We start from the raw sequence: 13,644 nt of genomic DNA, 5'->3' as shown, positions 1-13,644 counted from the left end.
GTGCGCGACCAGGGAACACCGTGGGCGGCGGCGGGACGGCGACCTTCACCCGTTCGCCGCCGGACGGCGTGTCAGGAGGCGTCCGGGGCGGTGCGGACGGGGAAGCCGGTGGGTCGGCCCTGGTCCTTGAGCCAGGCGAGCACCTGGTCGAGGGCCGCGACGGTCTGGGCACGGTTGCCGCCCCCGTCGTGGAAGAGGACGGTCGGGCCGTTGCCCATCTCGGACTTGACCGCGTTGACGATGGCGGCGACGCCCGGCTTCCCGAAGTCCTTGGTGTCGACGTTCCATCCGAGCGGGCGCATGCCGTGCGCGGCGGCGATGCGGCGGCTGTCGGGGGTGAACGCGCCGCCGGGGGCGCGGTAGTACGCCACCTCGGCGCCGCCGCCCGCGGCGTCCTCGATCATCTTCTTCGCGTCCAGGATCTGCTTCTCCTGGTAGTCGACGGGCTTCCTGTCCATGGCCGTGTCGTGGTTCATGGTGTGGTCGCAGAGCCGGTGGCCGCCCGCGACGACCCTCTTGACGAGGTCGGGGTGGGCCTTGGCCTGCGGCCCGATCATGCAGAAGGTCGCCTTCACGTCGTACTTCTTCAGCACCTCGAGGACCTTGGGGGTCCACTGGGGGTCGGGGCCGTCGTCGATGGTGATGTTGACGGCGTTGCCGCCGCTCTCGGAGGCGTGCGCTATGCCGTCGGGTATCCGCGACTGCGGCGCGTCGCCGCCGCCTGTGCCTTGGGCGCCGCCGCCTTTCGCGCCGTCGTCCGAACCGCCGCCCGTGCCAGCGGTGTCGGTCTGGCGTGCCGCGTTCCCGGGCCGGGCGGGCCCCGGTTCCACGAGGGCCGTCACCCCCCACACCGTCCCGGCCACTGCGGCGGCCGCGGCCACGACCACTGCCCCGGCCCGGATGCCCTGCCTGTTCGCGCGCGCCATGAAGCCCATGAACCGTCCCCTCCCCATCCGCTCTTGTGTGCGCTCTGCACTCCAGGACGACCCGCGAAGCGATGGGGTTCCCACTCATTCCCCCATAAAATCCAGTTAATATGACCTTGGTCCTTGATCGCCCCGATTTGAACCCCACCTGAAACAGGGCGGAACCACATCAACCTCCCCTGTATCACCCGCGTTCACCGAACCCATGGGTACCCGGCTTCGGCGCAGCAAAAAGCCCGGCCCCGGCGGAAATCCGCCGGGGCCGGGCTGGTGAACGCAGGGCGTGGTCAGTGCGAGAAGGACTCCTGCGGAGCCTGCGCCGCCTTGTCGCCGCCCGCGTCGGCGCCCTGGGCCGGGCCCGCACCCCGCAGCGGGACCTCCTTGACGAACCAGGCGGCCGCGAAGCCCAGTACGGCGACGACCGCGCCCAGGAGGAACGCCGAGTGCGTACCGGCGGCGACCGCGTGCTGGTAGGCGTCGCGGACGGCCTCGGGCAGCTTTGCCAGGCTGGCCGCGTCGAGCTGGGCCGAGCCGGCGGCCTGAGCGGCCTGCGGGCCGAGGCGCTCGCTCATGGTGTCCGTGACCCGGCTGGTGAACAACGAGCCCATCAGGGCGACGCCGAACGAGCCGCCGAGCGTACGGAAGAGGGTGGCCGAGGAGGACGCGACGCCCATGTCCTTCATGTCCACGCTGTTCTGCGCGACGAGCATGGTGATCTGCATCAGGAAGCCGAGGCCGGCGCCGAGGATCGCCATGTAGACGCCGGACATCAGTCGGCTAGTGTCGGTGTCCATCTGCGCGAGCAGGAAGAGCCCGACGACCATGAGCGCGCCGCCGATGATCGGGAAGATCTTGTACTTGCCGCTGCTCGTGGTGATCCGGCCCGCGATCAGCGAGACGGCCATCATCGAGAGCAGCATCGGGAGGAGCAGCAGGCCGGAGTTGGTGGCGGAGGCGCCCTGGACCGACTGCTGGAAGAGGGGGAGGTAGAGCACGCCGCCGAACATCGCGAAGCCGACGAGGAAGCCGATGACCGACATGAGCGTGAAGTTGCGGCTGCGGAAGATGTGCAGCGGCATGACGGGCTCGGCGGCCTTGGTCTCGGCGAAGAGGAAGGCGGCGATCGACACGACGCCGACGACGATCAGGCCGATGATCTCCCCGGAGCCCCAGGCGTACTCGGTGCCGCCCCAGGTCGTGACCAGTACGGTCGAGGTGATGGCGACGGTCAGCAGCGCGGCGCCCAGGTAGTCGATCTTGCCCTGGGCCTTCTTCTTGGGCAGGTGCAGGACGGCGCTGACCATGGCGAGCGCGACGGCGCCGAGCGGCAGGTTGATGTAGAAGGACCAGCGCCAGCCCAGGTGGTCGGTGATGGTGCCGCCGACGAGCGGTCCGCCGATCATGGCGAGGGCCATCACGCCGGCCATCATGCCCTGGTACTTGCCGCGCTCGCGGGGCGGGATCAGGTCGCCGATGATCGCCATGACACCGACCATCAGACCGCCGGCGCCGAGGCCCTGGATGGCGCGGAAGCCGATCAGCTGGCCCATGTCCTGGGCCATGCCGCTGAGCACGGAGCCGATCAGGAAGATGACGATGGACGTGAGGAAGGAGCCCTTCCGTCCGTACATGTCCCCGAGCTTGCCCCAGATCGGGGTGGAGGCCGCGGTGGCCAGGGTGTACGCGGTGACCACCCAGGAGAGGTGCTCCAGGCCGCCGAGCTCACCGACGATCGTCGGCATCGCGGTACCGATGATCATGTTGTCGAGCATGGCCAGGAGCATCGCGATCATGAGTGCCATGAGGACGACTCGGACGCTGCGCGGCTTCACCTCCTTCGAGATTCCCGCCGCGTTCGTGTTTAGAGCCATGTCCACTCCCCGTTCACTCACATGCTCCGGACCCTTACTTGCCGCCCGGCTAGTTCACTACACTGGGGAAGGTAGACCCGTCACTAGCCGGGCGTCAAGTAAGTAGTTTGGGGAGAGCCATGTCCAGCAGCAGTCCGCCGGCGCGCCGCGGCAACACGCGCCAGCGCATCCAGGACATCGCACTGGAGCTCTTCGCCGAGCAGGGGTACGAGAAGACCTCGCTGCGCGAGATCGCGGAGCGGCTGGACGTCACGAAGGCGGCGCTGTACTACCACTTCAAGACCAAGGAAGACATCATCATCAGCGTCTTCGAGGACCTGACGAGGCCGATCGACGAGCTGATCGACTGGGCGAAGCAGCAGCCGCCGACGCTGGACATGAAGCGCGAGGTGCTCCGGCGCTACAGCGAGGCGATGGCGGCGGGCGCGCCGCTGTACCGCTTCATGCAGGAGAATCAGGCGACGATGCGGGAGCTGAGCATCGGCGAGACGGTGAAGCGCCGGCTGTTCACGCTGGTCGAGCTGCTCCGCACGGAGGACGGGCCCCTGACGGACCAGGTGCGGTGCGTGAGCGCGCTGTTCACGCTGCACGCGGGGATGATGTTCCTCCAGCACGTGGAGGGCGACCCGGAGGAGACCCGCCTGGCGGCCCTGGAGGTCGCCACGGACCTGATCACGCAGGCGCACGAGGCATCCTGACACCGCCTTCCGGGCACGAGAACGGGCGCTCGACCGTTCCGGGCGCGGGCGGGCCGAGGGCGGCCCGCGGGCATGGTGGAGATGACCTCCGGTCGCCATCCGGGAAATGCCCTTCGGTGCGACCGGCCCGGTCTCATCCCGGGCGGTGGCCGGATCGCCCACCGTCCGGTTCGCCGTAGCCGAGGGCACCGGCCCGGGGAAGCGACGCCCAGGTCCGGGTCCCGCCGTCCGGCTCCCGGGACTCCCCGAAGCCCCAGGCCCCGCCGCACTCGCGGACGACGACGGCCATGAGCCGCAGGGCCGCCCGCCGCCGGGCCTCGCAGTGGGCGGCCAGCCGGGGGTGGGAGTGGGCCGCGTGGCCGTCGTAAACGGTGAGCCGCAATGCATCGTCCCGATACCGAACAGAGAGGTAGAGACTCCGCCCGGGGTCCAGATGCCAGGATGCGGCGAGAAGTTCACCGGTGACCTGCTCGGCGGCGACCGCGATCGCATCCAGCCGGTGCGCGTGCAGGGCGGACCGTACGGTCCGGCGGGCGATCTGCGCGCTGTACGCCTCGCCGGGCACGGTAAGGCTGCACGTCAGCGCGTCCGGCGGGGGCGGCTCGTCCCCTGCGGGCGCTTCCGGCGAGGCCGGGCAGCCCGTGAACCGGCCCTGGGCCGACTGCATGAAGGGATTGAGCATCGCGAACTCCCTGTGGTTGCGAGTGGCTCCGCCGCGGGGTGGTGGCCCGTCGCCGCAGCATGCGCATGCCGTAGCGATGCACTTCAACTCCCGTTGCGTGAGCGGTGCGTTACCCAATGTAGCGTGAGCGGGCCAAATTTGGCCCTCCCGACGGGAGAAGTCAGCCTCTCGTGGCCAGAGAGGCGCTTAAGGCGCAAGACTTCACGGCATGACCGCGAGGACTGCCACGACAGAGCGCCAGAAGAGGTTGGGGTACGAGCTACGCAGGATGCGTACGGCTGCCGGGGTTTCGGCCGAGTTTGCAGCCGGGCTGCTTGGCGTGGACCGGGGAGCCATCTCCGCCATGGAGTCAGGTACGCGCGCCATCTCGGCCGAGCGTCTGCGGACGCTGGCCTGTAACTGCGAGGTGACCGATGAGCTGTACCTCTCAGGGCTGATGGAAATGGCGCAGCCCACCGGGCGCCAGTGGTGGGATCGCTACCGGGGTCAACTCCCGCAGGGCCTCCTGGACATCGCGGCAATGGAAGCTCACTGCACCCGCATGCGGGGCGCCTACTCCATTCACATGCCCGGGCTTCTACAGACCTCAGACCATGCACTCGCCGTATTCCGGATGGTCATTCCTCCCCTGCCGGAGCACGAGGTCGCACTGCGGCTGGCACTGCGCATCGAGCGCCAGCAAGTCCTGGATCGTGAGAACGCACCCGAGTTCGTAGCCGTGGTGCATGAAGCCGCCTTGCGTATGCAGTTCGGCGGGCGCGCCGTCTTGCGTGCTCAGCTCGACCACTTGCTCAACCGGTCCGAGCAGGACAATGTGACGGTGCTCGTTCTTCCGTTCGACGCGGGAGGCTTCCCGGGTGCCGGGCAGACCGTGATTTACGCGGAGGGCCCGACAGCGCAGCTAGACACCGTTCAGGTCGACAACTCACATGGCCCTGACTTCATCCATGCGGAGGCACAACTCCTGAAGTACCGCGCCCACTTCGCTCTGATGGAAAGCCTGGCCTTGTCCGCCGACGCCTCCCGGGACCTCATCCGAACCGTCGCAAGCCAGCTGTGAGAGGGGACTCCATGACCACCGTGACCTGGGAAGAGCCGTTCTGCGGGGAAGGCAATTCCTGTTACCGGATCGGGGTGGACGGGGAGGGCGGGAGCTACATCGCCGTGGCCGGTCAGGAGGACGCGTACCTCAGCGACACGGCGGACGCGCTCCGGCAGATGATCCGGGACATCAAGGCGGGCAAGGCCGACCACCTGCTGTAGGTGACCACCGCGGAACTCGGCGCCTACGGCCCCGAGGACCGGATGAACGCCGTGAGGTCGTCGGCATAGCGGTCCGGGAGGGGTGAGGTGGGGGACGTGGCCGTCCCCCACCAGCGTCCGCATCTGCGCACGGCCGCCGAGCGCGGTGGCGAGCTTGCCGACGATCACCGGGAACCACGGCGGGCTCTCGCTGCCGAAGGTGAGCAGGGCAGGGCCCTCGTAGCCGGAGAGGCGGGCGAGGTCGAGGCTCGCCCAGTCCGGGTCGCCGTGTTCGTCCAGGAAGGTGGGCGCGTTCGCTGTGAACGTCTCGCGGAACGGTTCCGGCAGCAGCTCCCAGCCGCCCGGTCCGATGACGACGTCGTCCACGAACCGCTTGCGCCGACGGCGGCCTCCATGGCTTGGAGCACCGGGCGCAGCTCCCGGTCCTCGTCACCGACGATGCCCATGAGCTCGTGCGCGGCCAGGCTGCGCAGCAGCTCGGGGCGACGGGAGGCCAGGCCGAGCGCCGTCGAGGCCCCGAAGGAGTTCCCGGCCACGTGGGCCGGCGCGCCGAGGGTCTCGATGAGCGACGCGAGGCCGTCCTCGTCCTGCCGCCGGCTGCCCCGGCCCGGCGGGCGCTCGCTACGGCTGTGGCCGCGCCGGTCGTAGACGAGTACGCGGAACGACTGCGCGAGGCGGGGGACGACGAACCGCCAGGGCTCGTGGTCGACCCACGAGCCGTGGACCAGGACCAGGGGTTCACCCTCGCCCACGACCTCGCAGCAGAGGTCCACGCCGTTCACACGAGCCCGCGCCACGCCGAGTCTCCTCACCTGGGACACCGGGGGCCGAGGGCCCGCGCGGAGACATACCGCGGGCCGGCGAACGGCACACCTCCCCGCGGGTCACCAGGTGAGGCGGCGGTCCTCGGCGGTGATCGGGATGTCGTTGATGCTGGCTTCGCGGCGGCGCATCAGCCCGTCGCGGTCGAACTCCCACTGCTCGTTGCCGTGGCTGCGCCACCACTGGCCGGCGGCGTCGTGCCACTCGTACTCGAAGCGGACGGAGATCCGGTTGTCGGTGTACGCCCAGAGCTCCTTGCGGAGCCGGTAGTCGAGCTCGCGCTCCCACTTCTCGGTGAGGAACTCCCGGATCTCGTCGCGGCCGCTGAGGAAGCGGTCACGGTTGCGCCAGAACGAGTTCTCGGTGTAGGCGAGGGCGACGCGTTCGGGGTCGCGGCTGTTCCAGGCGTCCTCGGCGGCCTGGACCTTGGCCCGGGCGGATTCCTCGGTGAACGGCGGCACGGGCGGGCGTACTGCGTGGTCGGTCATGGGCGCACCTCGGTCGGACGGAGGGGATGGAGAACGATCGTTCTCAACAGGGAGCGACGATAGAGAACGACCGTTCTCTGCGCAAGCGGTTCTGGGCTACGCTGCCTTCATGAACGACGAAGAGGCCCGCACCCGGCTGCTGGACGCGGCGGAGGCGCTGTTCTACGCGGAGGGCATCCAGGCCGTCGGCATGGACCGCATCCGCACGGAGTCGGGGGTGCCGCTCAAGCGGCTCTACAAGGTCTTCCCGGCCAAGGAGGCCCTGGTCGCGGCCTATCTCGAGCGCCGCGACCGCCGCTGGACGGCGAGCCTGCGCGGCGCGGTGGCGGATTCCGCCGATCCGGTCGAGGCCGTCTTCGACTGGCTGGCCCAGTGGTTCTCGGAGCCGGACTTCCGGGGCTGCGCCTTCCTGAACGCGTACGGGGAGCTGGGCGCGGGCCCCGCCGGGGTCCTGGACGTCGTACGCCGCCACAAGGCGGGGCTGCGGGAGCTGCTGGCGGAGCTGGCCGGCCCCGGCCGCGAGGAGCTCGCGGACCAGCTGCTGATCCTGGTCGAGGGCGCGACGGTGGTGGCGGCCCTGACCCCCGGCCCGGAGCCGGCCCACCGCGCCCGCGAGGCGGCGTCGGCGCTGCTGCTCGCCCGGGAGGGCGGGCGTGCGATAGATTGAACGCGTTCAATTCATTGCGGAGCAGAGTGCGGGGGCGGCCATGACCGCGACGGAACCGGCCCGAAGGGGCAGCGGAGCCCGGAGCCGCCGACTGCGCGCCGCCCACCCCTGGCAGACCAAGATCGCACTGGCGGCTCTGATCCTCCCGGCGCCGGTCACGCTCGCGTTGCTCGTCGGGGGCGTGCCGGCGTTCCGGCCGGCCGTGACCGCCGTGTCGTTCTCGGTGCCTCTGCTCTTCCGGGCGGACCGGGCGCGGTTCACGACGTCCTGCGTGGTCCTCGGCATCGCGCTGGCGGGGTGGTCGATCCTCGGCGCGTGGGAAGGCACCTTGATCTTCTTCCCTTCGGCGCTGCTCCTGCTGTGCGCGGCGTTCGCGGATCCGCGCGAGCACCAGGGACCGGCCACGGCCGTGACCGCGCTCGCCTGCCTCCTGGCGGTGGTCCCCGGGTTGTTCTTCGCCGGCTGCCTGGCGGGACTCGTCCTCTAGCTGCCGCCGGCGGCGGTGGTGCGGGGGAAGGTGATCTCGACGCGGCGGTTCTTCTTGCGGCCTTCCTCGGTGCCGTTGTCGGCGATCGGGTAGTCCTCGCTGTAGCCCCGGACGTCGTAGATGACGCCGGGGCTGGTGACGGTCTTGGCGAGCTCCGCCTGAACGGCGTCGGCGCGCTGCTTGGAGAGCTCCTTGCCGTGCTCGTAGCTGCCCTGGTCGTCGGTGAACCCGAAGACCCGGACGCGGGTCGCCTTCTGGGTGTTGACGGCAAGTCCGTCATCCTCTCGATCGGCGGCGAGAAGGGCACCATCTCGGTCAACGACTCGGCCTCCGCGAACAACCTGGCGAATTCGGCGTACGCGCTGATGCAGGAGTACGGCTTCAGCGGGATCGACATCGACCTGGAGAACGGGCTCAACCCGGCCTACATGACGCAGGCGCTGCGCTCGCTGTCTGCCAAGGCCGGCCCCTCGCTCGTCATCACGATGGCCCCGCAGACCATCGACATGCAGTCGACGGCGGGCGGCTACTTCAAGACGGCGCTGAACATCAAGGACATCCTCACCGTCGTCAACATGCAGTACTACAACAGCGGCTCGATGAACGGCTGCGACGGCAAGGTCTACTCCCAGGGCTCGGTGGACTTCCTCACCGCGCTGGCCTGCATCCAGCTCGAGGGCGGCCTCGACCCCTCGCAGGTGGGCATCGGCGTGCCGGCCTCGCCGAGCGGCGCGGGCAGCGGGTACGTCTCCCCGACCATCGTGAACAACGCCCTGGACTGCCTGACCAGGGGCACGAACTGCGGATCCTTCAAGCCCTCGAAGACCTACCCGGGGCTGCGCGGCGCGATGACCTGGTCGACCAACTGGGACGCCAAGGCGGGGAGCGCTTGGTCCAACTCGGTGGGGCCGAAGGTTCACGGCCTGCCCTAGGCGGTACGTGTGGGAGTGGCCGTCCCGGCGGGTGGCCGTCCGGCAGATTTGGCCGGAATGCAGTCCTTGACCGGGACATGCCATAAGAGCACGCTGTGCGCGTCCGCACGGCTACCCCACACTCCCACCCAGGAGAACGCATGCGGCTCCACACCCGACGCAGGGCCGCCGTCACGGCGGCCCTGCTCGCTCTCGCGCTCGGCGCACCCGCCTACGGCATGAGCGCGACGGCGGCCCCACCGCCCACACCGTCGACCGCCACCCAGGACGAGTCCGTCGTCCAGTACGAGGTCAAGGGCCCGTCCACCGCGGCCGAGCGAACGGCCCTGCTCCGTACGGGCGTCTCGATCGACGAGGTCGACGCCCGCTCGGTCGTCGTCAGCGCCGACCCGATGCAGGCCAAGGAACTGCGGGCGCTCGGCTACAAGCTGACCGCGCTGCCCGGGCCGCCGGACCGCTCCGAGCGGGGCGTGGCGGCGAGCCCGATGGACTTCCCGTCCAAGGACTCGATGTACCACAACTACGCCGAGGCGAACACGGAGATCGACCAGCGCATCGCGCAGTACCCCTCGATCATGAGCAAGAAGGTGATCGGAAAGTCGTACCAGGGCCGGGACATCGTCGCCATCAAGATCAGCGACAACGTCGCGACCGACGAGAACGAGCCCGAGGTGCTCTTCACGCACCACCAGCACGCCCGCGAGCACCTGACCGTCGAAATGGCGCTCTACCTGCTCAAGGAGTTCGGCTCCAAGTACGGCAGCGACACGCGGATCACCAACATGGTCAACGGCCGTGAGATCTGGATCGTGCCGGACCTCAACCCGGACGGCGGCGAGTACGACATCGCGACCGGCTCCTACCGCTCCTGGCGCAAGAACCGGCAGCCGAACTCGGGCTCCTCGTACGTCGGCACCGACCTGAACCGGAACTGGAACTACAAGTGGGGCTGCTGCGGCGGCTCCAGCGGCAGCAAGAGCTCGGAGACCTACCGCGGTGCGGCCGCCGAGTCCGGGCCCGAGGTGAAGGTGGTCTCGGACTTCGTCCGCAGCCGCGTGGTCGGCGGCAAGCAGCAGATCACCGCCGCCATCGACTTCCACACGTACAGCGAACTGGTGCTCTGGCCGTTCGGGTGGACGTACAACGACACGGCGCCGGGCCTTACGGCCGACGACCTCGCCGTGTACAAGACCATCGGCACGAGCATGGCCAACAGCAACGGCTACACGCCGGAGCAGTCGAGCGACCTGTACATCACGGACGGGACGATCGACGACTGGCTGTGGGGCAACCAGAAGATCTTCGCCTACACCTTCGAGATGTACCCGTCCGAGACGGGCGGCGGGGGCGGCTTCTACCCGCCGGACGAGGTGATCGACCGCGAGACGGCACGCAACCGCGACGCCGTCCTGCAACTGCTGGAGAACGCGGACTGCATGTACCGCTCGATCGGCAAGCAGTCGCAGTACTGCACGTGATCTGAGGGCTCGCCCGGGGGCGCCTCACCGCCAGGGGGGCGCCCCGCTCAGCGTTCGGACGGACCGCTCGGCAGGGCGGGTACCGCCGACGCCGCGACCCGGAGGAGCTTGCGGGTTCGCTCGACGTCCGGGTGCCCGGACCCGAGCACCCGGACGCGCGCGCGGTGGACCTCTTCGATGAGCGGGCGGGCCGCATCCGCCCCGTCGAGCCCAAGCACCGCGTACGCGAGGGCCAGCCGTGTCAGCAGCGTATGGGGGTGTTCGGCGCCCAGCACCCGGATCCGCGCATCCCTTACCTCCTCGTACAGCAGCCTGGCGGTCCGCGGGTCGCTGTGATGCGTCACGACGGCCAGGTTGTGGCCGATGGCCAGCGTGCGGTGATGCTCGGGTCCCAGGGCCTTGCCGGCGCGTTCGTGCAGGTTTCTGAGCATCTCCGTGGCGGCGAGCACGTCCGCGGCCGCCAGGGTGAGGCCCAGGATGTTGCCGGCGGAGAGACTGTCGGGGTGATCAGCGCCCCTTACGCGGACGGATTCGCGGTAAGCCTCCTCGGCCAGTTCGAGCGCGAGGCGCCGGTCTCCGTCGGCGAAGACGAGCCGGGCGTGCAGAGCCCGCGCGCGCAGGGTCAGCGGGTGCGCCCGGCCCAGGCGATCGGTGGCGTCGGCCACGAGATCCTCCAGCCGCACCCGGCTACACGCGGCGCACCGTGTGTCCCTCCAGTACGAGTTCGTCTCGGTGATCCGGGCACCCATCACCACGGGGTGGTGCTCCCCGTACTCCGCCACGAGGTCGGGCAGCAGGCGGGACAACTGGTCCCCGGCCTCGTCGGCCTCGCCGACCCGCAGGGCAGCACGGGCCCCGCCGAGCCGGGCGAGCAGCGCGATCCGATCGTCCGAGCCGTCGCGGGTGAGCTCCCGGTAAAGTCTGCGCCCCTCAGCCGGGTCTCCGGCGGCCGCCGTCCAGGCAGCCAATCGCAGGACGGCGAGCCGGCTGAACGGGTGCTTCTCGCCGAGGGCCGCGCGGCAGTCGGCCAGGAGGGCGGCGGTCAGGTCCCGCGCCGTGTACGGGTCCCCCGCCGCCCCGGTCCAGAAAGCGGCCACGTGCCGGACGGGGAGCGACCCCGGGTCCTGCGGCCCGCGCGTCCCCTCGACGCAGCGCTGGAGTTCCCACGCGACATCGCAGGCCTGGCGGTACATGCCCAAGGCCGCGAGTTCACTGATGACGGCGGCCATACGGGACGTGCGCCGGTCTCCGAGCCAGGCGACCTCGGTATCGCCCCCCCGTCCCGGTTTCGCGAGGGCGCCGTCCCAGCCGAACAGTCCTTCGGTTCCTGTGGCCTTCGGCGGCGAGGCACCGGCGCGGTCCCGGTCGTCGAGCGCCTCCCAGCGGCGCTGCCAGGCCGCCCGGTCCCGCCACGGGGCGGCGGACGGGTGGTCCTGCGCGGTGTTGGCGAGCAGGATCGCGACCAGGTGCGCGAGCAGCCCGGTGCACTCCTTCCCGGCCCTCTTGTCCGCCTTGCCCAGCAGGTCCGACACGGTCGACCTGGGCAGGCAGGCGTCCCTCTCCTTGGCCGCGTCCCCGATCTCCCGGTAGCTCATCCCGGCGGCTTCCTTCAAGGACCGGAGATCCGAGCGGAATTGGCCCCATGAGTCGTTCATGGCGCCGATTTTCCCGGACGTCCGGACGGTGCGGGCCGTTTCCGGGACGCACGCGGCGCCGTCCGGGACGGGGCCGTGACTTCCCGGAACGCGCTGCGCCGGGCCGGGACATGATGGCCTGTGGCTCCACCGGCCGTGGACAGGCCCCGGCCGTGATGCGAAGGAGCCCCGCCATGCCCGCGTCCCCGTCCCGGTCCGAGTCCACGCCCCCGCGCCCCCGCCCGTACTTCGAACTGCGTGTCGGCACCTTCGAGATGAGTCTCGCCCGGCGTCCCGCGCGGCTGATCGGCTGGATGGGCTCCGCGCTCGTTTCGGGGGGCGGGGTATGGCTGGGCGTCAACTGGCCGTTCTGAGGGCCGCGGTCAGCCGAGGACGGCGAGGGCGTCGATCTCGATGAGGAGGCCGGCGGGCAGGCCGACGTAGACGGTGGTGCGGGCGGCCGGGGCCTCCTTGAGGCCCTGTTCCTCGAAGTAGGCGTTGTAGAGGGCGTTCATCTCGGCGAAGTGGCCGGTGTCGGTGAGGTAGACGCGGATCATCATCACGTCGTCCCAGCCCGCGCCGCCGGCTTCCAGGACGGAGCGGACGTTCTCCAGCGTCTGGAGGGTCTGCTCGCGCAGCGTCGGTCCGGCGGGGGTGGGCGCCCGGCCCTCCACGTGCGGGAGGAAGCCGACCTGGCCGGCGACCTGGAGGATGTTCCCCTTGCGCACGCCGTGCGAGAACTTCGCGGGCGGGGTGGTGTGGGCGTCGGTCGTGAGGGCGGTCTTCTCGGTCACGGGGTGTCCTCGTCCTTCTCTGGGGAGCCGGGGTGCTCCGGGGAGCCGGAGTACTCGCGGCTGACGGTGTCGGCGGTGCGCAGGACCAGCGGCAGCAGTTCGAGCAGGCCCTCGGCGGGGACGACCACGCCGGGCGCGGAGACGGACAGCGCGGCGACCACCCGCCCGTCCGGCCCGCGCACGGGTGCGCCGACGCAGTTGATCGACTCCTCGTGCCCGCCCAGGTCGGTGGCCCAGCCCTGTTCCCGTACGAGGTCCAGCTCGCGCAGGAAGGCCTGCGCGTCGGGGGTGGAGCGGGCGGTGTAGCGGGGGTAGTCGATGCGCTCGGCGAGGCTGCGCCGCTCGGCGTCGGGGAGGTCGGCGAGCAGCAGCTTCGCGACGGCGGCGACGGTGAGCGGGACGGGCTTGCCGATGCGGGAGTACATCCGGACGGGGTAGCGGCTGTCGACCTTGTCGACGTAGACCACCTCGTCGTCCTGGTGGAGGGCGAGGTGCACGGTGTGCCCGGTGAGCCGGTTGAGCTCGACGAGGTGGGGGTGCGCGACGGCGCGGACGTCCAGGTTCTCCAGGGCCTGCCCCGCCAGCGCGAAGAGCTGCGCGCCGAGGCGGTAGCGGCCGTCGGGCTGGCGGTAGACGAAGCCGTGCTCGTGCAGGGTGCGCAGCAGGCGCAGGGCCGTGCTCTTGTGCACGCCGAGCTCCTCGGCCACCTCGCCGAGCCCCGCCGCGCCCTTCGCGAGCAGCGGCATGATGCGCAGCGCCCGCTCCACCGACTGACTCACGCCACGCCCTTCCGGAACCCTGGACGCGCTGCGGGACGTTGACCCTTCACACCAGGAATGTTAGACAGCCACCAGCACAGCACGCAACGAGCGTTGCAGCACATGCAACGCAAGGAGGAATCC

15 protein-coding genes and 2 pseudogenes are annotated in these 13,644 nt (G+C 70.3%); 8 read left to right on the top strand and 9 right to left on the bottom strand.

Features of this window, described 5'->3' with window-relative positions:
• Positions 1–71: 71 nt before the first annotated feature.
• Entirely contained in the window at positions 72–926 is an 855-nt protein-coding gene (locus IF09_RS0100945; protein WP_030290948.1) for a polysaccharide deacetylase family protein, read from the bottom strand.
• 287 nt (positions 927–1,213) lie between these two features.
• Positions 1,214–2,797 carry an MDR family MFS transporter gene (locus IF09_RS0100940; RefSeq protein ID WP_030290946.1) on the bottom strand — a complete coding sequence of 528 codons (1,584 nt, stop codon included), beginning with the start codon at positions 2,795–2,797 and terminating at the stop codon, positions 1,214–1,216.
• A 119-nt stretch (positions 2,798–2,916) separates the two neighbouring features.
• On the opposite strand from IF09_RS0100940, the gene IF09_RS0100935 reads away from it, so the two are divergent.
• Entirely contained in the window at positions 2,917–3,495 is a 579-nt protein-coding gene (locus tag IF09_RS0100935) for a TetR/AcrR family transcriptional regulator (RefSeq protein WP_030290944.1), read from the top strand.
• 133 nt (positions 3,496–3,628) lie between these two features.
• Here the strand turns inward: IF09_RS0100935 and IF09_RS0100930 are convergent, their stop codons facing one another.
• Complete coding sequence (locus IF09_RS0100930; RefSeq protein WP_234320845.1) at positions 3,629–4,177, bottom strand: ATP-binding protein; 549 nt, start codon at positions 4,175–4,177, stop codon at positions 3,629–3,631.
• 208 nt (positions 4,178–4,385) lie between these two features.
• Between IF09_RS0100930 and IF09_RS0100925 the strand changes: the two genes are divergently transcribed.
• Together IF09_RS0100925 and IF09_RS0100920 are read left to right on the top strand one after the other, a co-directional pair.
• The gene (locus IF09_RS0100925) at positions 4,386–5,237 is read left to right on the top strand and encodes a helix-turn-helix domain-containing protein (RefSeq protein ID WP_030290940.1); all 852 of its coding nucleotides are present in this window, start codon (positions 4,386–4,388) and stop codon (positions 5,235–5,237) included.
• Between the two features lie 11 nt (positions 5,238–5,248).
• On the top strand, positions 5,249–5,440 hold the full coding sequence (locus tag IF09_RS0100920; protein WP_030290938.1) for a hypothetical protein: 192 nt from the start codon (positions 5,249–5,251) through the stop codon (positions 5,438–5,440).
• A gap of 164 nt (positions 5,441–5,604) precedes the next feature.
• Here IF09_RS0100920 and IF09_RS39785 read toward each other — a convergent pair whose 3' ends face one another.
• Together IF09_RS39785 and IF09_RS0100910 are read right to left on the bottom strand one after the other, a co-directional pair.
• Positions 5,605–6,237, bottom strand: a complete 633-nt coding sequence (locus IF09_RS39785; RefSeq protein ID WP_234320844.1) for an alpha/beta fold hydrolase — start codon at positions 6,235–6,237, stop codon at positions 5,605–5,607.
• A gap of 87 nt (positions 6,238–6,324) precedes the next feature.
• Positions 6,325–6,750, bottom strand: a complete 426-nt coding sequence (locus IF09_RS0100910) for a nuclear transport factor 2 family protein (protein WP_030290936.1) — start codon at positions 6,748–6,750, stop codon at positions 6,325–6,327.
• 109 nt (positions 6,751–6,859) lie between these two features.
• On the opposite strand from IF09_RS0100910, the gene IF09_RS0100905 reads away from it, so the two are divergent.
• Together IF09_RS0100905 and IF09_RS0100900 are read left to right on the top strand one after the other, a co-directional pair.
• Positions 6,860–7,417, top strand: coding sequence for a TetR/AcrR family transcriptional regulator (locus IF09_RS0100905; protein WP_030290934.1), 558 nt, complete (start codon positions 6,860–6,862; stop codon positions 7,415–7,417).
• Between the two features lie 40 nt (positions 7,418–7,457).
• Positions 7,458–7,904, top strand: coding sequence for a hypothetical protein (locus tag IF09_RS0100900; RefSeq protein WP_030290932.1), 447 nt, complete (start codon positions 7,458–7,460; stop codon positions 7,902–7,904).
• Here IF09_RS0100900 and IF09_RS42490 read toward each other — a convergent pair.
• A pseudogene (locus tag IF09_RS42490) lies at positions 7,901–8,161 on the bottom strand (OmpA family protein); the annotation flags it as partial. The gene IF09_RS0100900 and the pseudogene IF09_RS42490 sit on opposite strands and share 4 nt — an antisense overlap.
• A 9-nt stretch (positions 8,162–8,170) precedes the next feature.
• On the opposite strand from IF09_RS42490, the pseudogene IF09_RS0100895 reads away from it, so the two are divergent.
• Together IF09_RS0100895 and IF09_RS0100890 are read left to right on the top strand one after the other, a co-directional pair.
• Positions 8,171–8,836: pseudogene (locus IF09_RS0100895) on the top strand (glycosyl hydrolase family 18 protein); the annotation flags it as partial.
• 140 nt (positions 8,837–8,976) lie between these two features.
• A complete protein-coding gene (locus tag IF09_RS0100890; protein ID WP_030290929.1) occupies positions 8,977–10,314 on the top strand; it encodes a M14 family metallopeptidase in 1,338 nt (445 codons plus the stop codon).
• Between the two features lie 47 nt (positions 10,315–10,361).
• On the opposite strand, the gene IF09_RS0100885 is transcribed toward IF09_RS0100890, so the two are convergent.
• Entirely contained in the window at positions 10,362–11,909 is a 1,548-nt protein-coding gene (locus IF09_RS0100885; protein ID WP_030290927.1) for a tetratricopeptide repeat protein, read from the bottom strand.
• 233 nt (positions 11,910–12,142) lie between these two features.
• Between IF09_RS0100885 and IF09_RS0100880 the strand changes: the two genes are divergently transcribed.
• Positions 12,143–12,322, top strand: a complete 180-nt coding sequence (locus tag IF09_RS0100880) for a hypothetical protein (protein WP_030290926.1) — start codon at positions 12,143–12,145, stop codon at positions 12,320–12,322.
• Between the two features lie 9 nt (positions 12,323–12,331).
• On the opposite strand, the gene IF09_RS0100875 is transcribed toward IF09_RS0100880, so the two are convergent.
• Both IF09_RS0100875 and IF09_RS0100870 read right to left on the bottom strand, forming a co-directional pair.
• Positions 12,332–12,742 (bottom strand): RidA family protein, encoded by a 411-nt coding sequence (locus tag IF09_RS0100875; protein ID WP_030290924.1) that lies wholly within the window; start codon positions 12,740–12,742, stop codon positions 12,332–12,334.
• Complete coding sequence (locus IF09_RS0100870; RefSeq protein ID WP_030290920.1) at positions 12,739–13,521, bottom strand: IclR family transcriptional regulator; 783 nt, start codon at positions 13,519–13,521, stop codon at positions 12,739–12,741. Before IF09_RS0100870 ends, IF09_RS0100875 begins: the two co-directional genes overlap by 4 nt.
• Positions 13,522–13,644 lie beyond the last annotated feature (123 nt).

This window comes from Streptomyces katrae (genome assembly GCF_000717655.1).
GTDB classification, from domain to species: domain Bacteria; phylum Actinomycetota; class Actinomycetes; order Streptomycetales; family Streptomycetaceae; genus Streptomyces; species Streptomyces katrae_B.
The sequence above is the reverse complement of the archived record's forward strand: the minus strand, read 5'-3'. Positions and strand labels throughout refer to the sequence as shown.

Excerpts from the sequence above, each read along its gene's own strand:
- IF09_RS0100945 (WP_030290948.1), bottom strand. The coding sequence starts at position 926 with ATGGCGCGCGCGAACAGGCAGGGCATCCGGGCCGGGGCAGTGGTCGTG.
- IF09_RS0100925 (WP_030290940.1), top strand. The coding sequence starts at position 4,386 with ATGACCGCGAGGACTGCCACGACAGAGCGCCAGAAGAGGTTGGGGTAC.
- IF09_RS0100885 (WP_030290927.1), bottom strand. The coding sequence starts at position 11,909 with ATGAGCTACCGGGAGATCGGGGACGCGGCCAAGGAGAGGGACGCCTGC.
- IF09_RS0100940 (WP_030290946.1), bottom strand. The coding sequence starts at position 2,797 with ATGGCTCTAAACACGAACGCGGCGGGAATCTCGAAGGAGGTGAAGCCG.
- IF09_RS0100880 (WP_030290926.1), top strand. The coding sequence starts at position 12,143 with ATGCCCGCGTCCCCGTCCCGGTCCGAGTCCACGCCCCCGCGCCCCCGC.
- IF09_RS0100920 (WP_030290938.1), top strand. The coding sequence starts at position 5,249 with ATGACCACCGTGACCTGGGAAGAGCCGTTCTGCGGGGAAGGCAATTCC.
- IF09_RS0100935 (WP_030290944.1), top strand. The coding sequence starts at position 2,917 with ATGTCCAGCAGCAGTCCGCCGGCGCGCCGCGGCAACACGCGCCAGCGC.
- IF09_RS0100900 (WP_030290932.1), top strand. The coding sequence starts at position 7,458 with ATGACCGCGACGGAACCGGCCCGAAGGGGCAGCGGAGCCCGGAGCCGC.
- IF09_RS0100910 (WP_030290936.1), bottom strand. The coding sequence starts at position 6,750 with ATGACCGACCACGCAGTACGCCCGCCCGTGCCGCCGTTCACCGAGGAA.
- IF09_RS0100930 (WP_234320845.1), bottom strand. The coding sequence starts at position 4,177 with ATGCTCAATCCCTTCATGCAGTCGGCCCAGGGCCGGTTCACGGGCTGC.
- IF09_RS0100905 (WP_030290934.1), top strand. The coding sequence starts at position 6,860 with ATGAACGACGAAGAGGCCCGCACCCGGCTGCTGGACGCGGCGGAGGCG.
- IF09_RS0100890 (WP_030290929.1), top strand. The coding sequence starts at position 8,977 with ATGCGGCTCCACACCCGACGCAGGGCCGCCGTCACGGCGGCCCTGCTC.